A 6,426-nucleotide genomic window follows, 5' to 3' on the forward strand; every position below is an offset into this window, starting at 1 on the left:
CATGTTGATTGTAGGCGAGAACGAWCAGCTTTCTAGATTACCGAATTTGCTTGGCGACCATAGCGCTTTGGACCCACCTGACTCCAATGCCGAACTCAGTAGTGAAACGAAGCAGGCGCCCGATGGTAGTGTGGGGTCTCCCCATGTGAGAGTAGGACATCGCCAGGCTCTTCTTTCTTGTTTTCAGATTTTAAAAAATCTGAAGGAAAAACAAGATAACCTAATTAGAGCTTAATCATTAGGCCTTAATTAGCGAAAATTTAAGCATCAAAGCAGATTGACGTAAGACTTTGATACGCAGAGATATTAAGCCCTAACCATTCGGTTAGGCTTTTTTTGTATCTTAAATATCATATTTACGGTGGTGTATGCCGTACCTTGATTCAACAGCTTGATAATTAGATGTTAAATAACCCAACTAAAGCTATTACATGTAAGACGTTAATCAGCAGGACTACCAAGCCTTGATCTCTCGGTCAGGGACTTTTCTATCTTTACCACGCACCTTTGCTATCTCAGCCGGTTATGTTTCTTTCATCGTTAGATCTCAGCGTTATACCCTGCGACGCTAACAGTGTCGAGTCGTGTACGGAGTCAGTGATCGCATATTGGTTTATTTTGTCCGACAGAACACAAAAAAGCCTCTCGATAGAAGAGAGGCTTGTATCATTTTAACCGGTATTGACTGGCTAAACGGGATTACTGTCTATCAGATTCCGAGTGCGCTCGGCTGGTTCTTGAAGCCCGAGTTTTTCATAGGCTTTGAGCATTAGAGGCAAAGAGGCTTTAGCTGCTTCAGTATCAGGGAAGTCTCGTTGTAAGGCTTGGCAACGGTTGACGGCGGCGACCCAAGCTTCACGACGAATATAGTAGTCGGCCGCGGCTAACTCGTATTGAGCTAAACGGTTTTTTAAGGCTGTCATACGTGCCTTTGCGTCAGCCGCGTACTCGCTATTGGGATAGCGTTCGAGTAAACGACGAAAATCAGCAAACGCTTTACGCGCTGGCTGTGGGTCACGGTCGTCACGTTCCATACGCAGAATATCGTGGATTAAACTGCGATCTTGAGCCATATAAACAAGGCCTCGCATATAAGCAACCCAGTCACTTTCAGCGTGAGCCGGGTGCATACGCATAAAACGATCGATGGTTGCTTCGGCCAAGGCAAGATCGTCATTTTTGTAATAGGCATAGATAAGATCCAGTTGCACTTGATCGGAATAAGCGCCAAACGGATAGCGAGAGTCCAACGCCTCAAGCTTTTCAATGGCTGTTATCCATGCCCCTTTGTTTAGCTGCGCTTCAGCATCCTGATACAGCTGGGATGGCGGGTCGTCTTGGACAACTTGGTTATTGCTTGAACAACCGACGAGTACAGAGGCTGCGAGTAGCGCAGTCAGGGTTAGGCGTTTCATGGGTTATCGCACTTCCTTGAAAAGTTTTTATGCCATCTGGATTACGGTCGCAGCGGCAAACAGATACAATGTCATTATCCCGGCTATTTTATCCAGTGACAGGCGACTATAGCAAAAGGCGTTTGCCGGCGATATGCCGAGCGCCACGATAGCAACTGTTGCGGGGATTTAGTCATAGAAATCACAGAAAAGTTCGATATGGCACAACAGATAGAATTATCCCACCAGATCCAAGAACACCAAATGGGTCAGCGACTCGATCAAGCGATCGCAGAGCTGTTTCCCGATTACTCTCGCTCTCGGATCAAAACGTGGATCCAAGCAGGGCAGGTCTCGCTCGATGGTATCGCGGTAGACAAGCCTCGTCAGAAAGTGATGGGCGGTGAGCAGGTTGAGATTGCAACGGAGGTTGAAGATGACGATCGCTGGCTACCACAAGATATACCACTCGATGTCGTCTATGAAGATGATGACCTCTTGGTGATCAATAAGCCAGCTGGGCTTGTGGTGCATCCAGGTGCAGGCTGTCCGGATGGAACCCTATTGAATGGTTTGCTTCATCGCTATCCTGATATTGGTGACGTACCGCGTGCCGGCATTGTGCATCGTCTAGATAAAGACACTACGGGGCTAATGGTGGTTGCGAAAACCATTCCAGCGCAGACCCGACTGGTACGCGCGCTGCAAAAACGTAAAATCACGCGTGAATACGAAGCGATTGCCATTGGCAACATGACCGGTGGTGGCATGGTAGACAAACCGATAGGCCGCCATTCAACAAAACGGACTCATATGGCGGTCCAGGAACTGGGTAAACCTGCCATAACCCATTATCGGGTCGCAGAGCATTTTCGAGGGCATACGCGTTTGCGGTTGCGACTAGAAACGGGAAGAACCCATCAAATCCGGTACATATGGCGTATTTAAACCACCCTCTTGTAGGGGATCCTCTCTATGGCGGTAAGGCTAAGCCACCACGTCAAGCTGGAGACGATTTGGTTCAGACACTACGGCAATTCAAGCGCCAAGCGTTACATGCAGTAATGTTACGTCTTGACCATCCGATCACGGGTGAAAAAATGGAATGGCATGCGCCCGTACCCGACGATATGGTCGCATTGGCGGAGCATTTACGTATTGATCAAGCGGAAAACGGAGAAGAAGAATACTAATGGATTACCTCCAACCTGACTGGCCTGTCCCTGATAATATTGGTGCGCTTACGACAACCCGTTTGGGGGAGTGAGCCAGGGGGCGTTTGAGGGTTGGAACCTTGGCCTGCACGTGGGCGATGATCCTGATGCAGTACAACAAAATCGTCTTGCTCTGGCTCGCACGGTTCATGGTGAACTGACGTGGCTTGAGCAAGTTCATGGGACTGAGGTCGTACGGCTGCCATATCGAGGCACTCATCCCCAAGCCGATGCCGCATTTACCGAGACGATCGGACAGATCTGTACGGTCATGACAGCTGATTGCTTACCGGTACTTTTTTGCAGCCATGATGGTCACCAAGTTGCCGCTGCGCATGCAGGATGGCGAGGGCTTTTAAAAGGTGTTCTAGAATCAACCTTGTCTTTTTTTGATCAGCCCGACCGCTGTTTTATTTGGTTAGGACCCGCTATTGGCCCACAGGCTTTTGAAGTGGGCGACGAGGTTTATCAGGCATTTACCTCTTATTCGTCGCAGGCGAAATCTGCTTTTTCACCTCAGAACTCGGGGAAGTATCTGGCTGATCTCTATGCGCTTGCAACGCAACGACTGAGGCTGCCGGCGTGACCGAGATTTATGGAGGATCGCTTTGTACGTACCAGCAAGCCGATCAATTTTATTCCTATCGTCGTGATGGGCAAACAGGACGGATGGCAACCTGTATCTGGCGGAAAAAATAAAGTCGCCTTAGGTGCTTGAAAAACACCTGCATCGTGCCCATTTATTCATCAACTAAAGGTGTTAAGTGGGAGGAACTATGCGCCTTGACCGTTTTACAAGTAAGTTTCAAATTGCCATTTCTGATGCGCAATCACTCGCGTTAGGGCGAGATCATCAATATATTGAGCCCGTTCACTTGATGACCGCACTCTTGAATCAAGACAGCAGTGCGATTCGCCCGCTATTAACCATGCTGAACGTGGATGTGAGCCAACTGCGCTCTAGCCTTTCTGAGTTATTGGATCGCGTCCCACAAGTCACAGGCACGGGAGGTGAGGTTCAGCTTTCCAATCATCTGGGTAATTTGTTTAACCTCTGCGATAAAATCTCACAAAAGCGCAAAGACAAATATATTTCGTCCGAACTTTTTGTATTAGCAGCAGTAGAAGATAAAGGGCCGCTTGGTGAGCTGTTACGTAGCCACGGCTTAACGTCGCAAAAAGTTGAAGAGGCCATAGAAAAAGTGCGTGGCGGTCAGCAAGTCGACAATCCTAATGCCGAAGAAAATCGGCAGGCACTGGAAAAATTTACGCTCGATCTCACTGAGCGTGCGGAGCAAGGCAAACTGGATCCTGTTATTGGCCGCGACGACGAAATTCGCCGTACAATCCAAGTGCTACAGCGTCGTACCAAAAACAACCCTGTTCTGATCGGTGAACCTGGTGTCGGCAAGACCGCTATCGTCGAGGGGTTAGCTCAGCGTATTGTCAATGGTGAGGTACCCGAAGGTCTGCGCCGTAAACGCGTGCTTTCTCTCGATATGGGCTCGCTAGTCGCCGGGGCCAAATATCGTGGGGAATTCGAAGAGCGACTAAAAGCGGTATTGAATGAACTGGCCAAAGAGGAAGGCAATGTCATTCTCTTCATTGATGAGCTTCATACTATGGTAGGGGCCGGAAAAGCCGAAGGCGCCATGGATGCCGGGAATATGCTCAAACCTGCGTTGGCACGTGGTGAGCTTCACTGTGTGGGTGCCACCACACTTGATGAATACCGCCAATACGTAGAGAAAGATGCGGCACTAGAACGTCGTTTTCAAAAAGTGTTGGTGAATGAACCGAATGTAGAAGATACAGTCGCTATTTTACGTGGACTGAAAGAGCGTTACGAACTGCACCATGCGGTAGAAATTACCGATCCGGCTATCGTCGCCGCAGCCAGTTTGTCGCATCGTTACATTGCCGATCGCCAGTTACCCGATAAAGCCATTGATCTGATTGACGAAGCGGCATCCAGTATTCGGATGCAAATTGACTCGAAACCTGATTCGTTAGATCGCCTAGAACGGCGTATTGTTCAACTTAAAATTGAACAACAAGCATTAGAAAAAGAAGAAGACAGCGCGAGTCAAAAGCGTTTAGAAACGTTGCGCGACGAGCTGGAGGCAAAAGAGCGAGACTATGCCGAGCTCGAAGAGGTCTGGAATACAGAAAAAGCGGCAGTGTCTGGAGCTCAACATATTAAAGCGGCTCTCGAGCAAGCGCGAACTGACATGGAAATTGCCCGTCGTGCAGGGGATTTAAGCCGAATGTCCGAGCTACAATACGGCAAAATACCTGACTTAGAAAAGCAGCTAGATCTCGCCAGCCAAGCAGAAATGCAGGAAATGACCTTACTGAAAAACCGCGTCACTGAGGCTGAAATAGCAGATGTTATTGCGCGGCAGACAGGGATCCCTGTCTCTCGCATGCTAGAAAGCGAGAAAGAAAAGCTACTTAAAATGGAATCAGCCTTGCACGAGCGCGTGATAGGTCAAGACGAAGCCGTCGGCGCTGTCGCGAATGCCATTCGGCGTAGCCGAGCTGGGCTTGCTGATCCTAACCGGCCGATTGGCTCTTTTCTCTTCTTAGGGCCTACCGGGGTCGGCAAAACAGAACTGTGTAAGTCTTTGGCTGAGTTTATGTTTGACAGTCGTGACGCCATGGTCCGGATTGATATGTCCGAATTTATGGAAAAACATTCAGTTGCACGTCTTGTTGGCGCGCCTCCGGGCTATGTTGGTTACGAAGAAGGGGGGTACCTCACCGAAGCCGTTCGTCGCCGACCATACTCGGTGATCCTGCTTGATGAGATAGAAAAAGCGCACCCTGATGTATTCAACATCTTACTGCAGGTGCTCGATGATGGGCGCTTAACCGATGGTCAGGGGCGAACGGTTGATTTCCGTAATGCCGTGGTCATCATGACCTCTAATTTGGGATCCGAGCAAATCCAAGCACATTTTGGTGAACTGGATTATGCAGGAATAAAACAAACAGTGATGGAGGTGGCGGCCAATCATTTCCGGCCGGAATTTATTAACCGTATTGATGAAGCTGTTGTGTTCCACCCTCTGGTAGAAGAGCATATAAAAGAAATCGCCGGCTTGCAGATGCAAGAGCTTGCACGACGAATGGCGGAAAAAGATTTCAAACTAGAAATCTCCGAGGCCGCGCTTGCCAAGGTTGCTCAAAGTGGGTTTGACCCAGTCTATGGGGCTCGTCCACTTAAACGGGCTATCCAACAGACAATCGAAAACCCACTGGCGCAACAGATGTTGAGTGGGGCGCTTGTACCAGGCCAGCCTGTTTGGCTTGATGTTGAAAATGATCAAGTCATTGCAAAACAAGGCTAACCCCCTATTAGGCAAAAGCCACCATTTTTGGTGGCTTTTTTCTTGGTTTAAGTCTAAAACGCTTAGGAATAATGCAAATTGTTGGCTTTTTGCGCGCCTGAAATATTTTTAGCAAAAACCCCTTGCGCCAAAAATTACCTCTCTATAATGCGCTCTCGTTTGCACGGCAAACCGCGCTAACAACGGCAATACAGACAAGCAAAACAAAATGCTTGACTCCATGCCAAAGTGGCGTATTATGCCACTCCCGCTCAACGATGAGCGGCGCTCTTTAACAATTTGACCTATGCAATCTGTGTGGGCACTCGTTGAGAATAGACAAAAAGATTTATTCGATACACTGAGTGACCAATACGATACAACTTTTATAGTTGTTCGGCACAGTCAATTCGTTTGTCTCGTAAGAGATAAACAAAACAGTAGTTATCGAGCCGTTTGTCTTTCCTTTCGAGGAAAGCAAACAAA

The 6,426-nt window shown here is 48.5% G+C and carries 2 protein-coding genes, 1 rRNA gene and 2 pseudogenes; 4 read left to right on the plus strand and 1 reads right to left on the minus strand.

All coding sequences use genetic code 11. The annotated features are described in order from the left end of the window. The first annotated feature begins 49 nt into the window (after positions 1 to 49). Positions 50 to 168, plus strand: a 5S ribosomal RNA gene (gene rrf, locus DZ54_RS0113635). Positions 169 to 689: 521 nt separating this feature from the next. On the opposite strand, the gene bamD is transcribed toward rrf, so the two are convergent. After that, complete coding sequence (gene bamD / locus DZ54_RS0113640; RefSeq protein WP_025674652.1) at positions 690 to 1,415, minus strand: outer membrane protein assembly factor BamD; 726 nt, start codon at positions 1,413 to 1,415, stop codon at positions 690 to 692. Positions 1,416 to 1,613: 198 nt separating this feature from the next. Here bamD and rluD point away from each other — a divergent pair. The 3 genes and pseudogenes from rluD to clpB all read left to right on the plus strand — a co-directional run bounded on the left by rluD (position 1,614) and on the right by clpB (position 5,961). Then, positions 1,614 to 2,587 (plus strand): annotated as a pseudogene (rluD, locus tag DZ54_RS21835) (23S rRNA pseudouridine(1911/1915/1917) synthase RluD). Continuing rightward, positions 2,587 to 3,307 (plus strand): annotated as a pseudogene (gene pgeF / locus DZ54_RS21840) (peptidoglycan editing factor PgeF). The pseudogenes rluD and pgeF overlap by 1 nt, the downstream one beginning before the upstream one ends. 77 nt (positions 3,308 to 3,384) lie before the next feature. Then, positions 3,385 to 5,961 (plus strand): ATP-dependent chaperone ClpB, encoded by a 2,577-nt coding sequence (clpB, locus tag DZ54_RS0113655; RefSeq protein WP_025674654.1) that lies wholly within the window; start codon positions 3,385 to 3,387, stop codon positions 5,959 to 5,961. Positions 5,962 to 6,426 lie beyond the last annotated feature (465 nt).

The sequence above is a fragment of the Salinivibrio socompensis S35 genome, from assembly GCF_000513715.1.
Classification (GTDB): domain Bacteria; phylum Pseudomonadota; class Gammaproteobacteria; order Enterobacterales; family Vibrionaceae; genus Salinivibrio; species Salinivibrio socompensis.

Coding starts and splice junctions, on each gene's coding strand:
- clpB (WP_025674654.1), top strand. CDS start 3,385: ATGCGCCTTGACCGTTTTACAAGTAAGTTTCAAATTGCCATTTCTGAT.
- bamD (WP_025674652.1), bottom strand. CDS start 1,415: ATGAAACGCCTAACCCTGACTGCGCTACTCGCAGCCTCTGTACTCGTC.